We start from the raw sequence: 230 nt of genomic DNA on the forward strand, positions 1-230 counted from the left end.
GGCGCATGATGCGCTGATGTGCATGGCGGAGGGGGCCTATGTCGATCAGGCCGCGCCGCGCCGCCGCCTGAGTGCGCAGCATTACTTCACGAGCCAGGAAGAGATGGTCGCGCTGTTTGCCGATCTGCCCGAGGGGATCGAGAACACGGTTGAGATCGCGCAGCGCTGTGCCTTCATGGCCTATCGCCGCGATCCCATCCGGCCGAAGTTCGCTGATGACGAGGTGGTCG

Annotated in this window: 1 protein-coding gene; it reads left to right on the top strand. The window is 64.8% G+C overall.

The features are described 5' to 3' along the window. On the top strand, nucleotides 1-230 hold a 230-nt coding region (locus R0J92_RS27390; protein ID WP_411053996.1), incomplete at both ends, for a hypothetical protein.

This window comes from Tritonibacter sp. SIMBA_163, from assembly GCF_046535935.1.
Lineage (GTDB): Bacteria > Pseudomonadota > Alphaproteobacteria > Rhodobacterales > Rhodobacteraceae > Epibacterium > Epibacterium scottomollicae.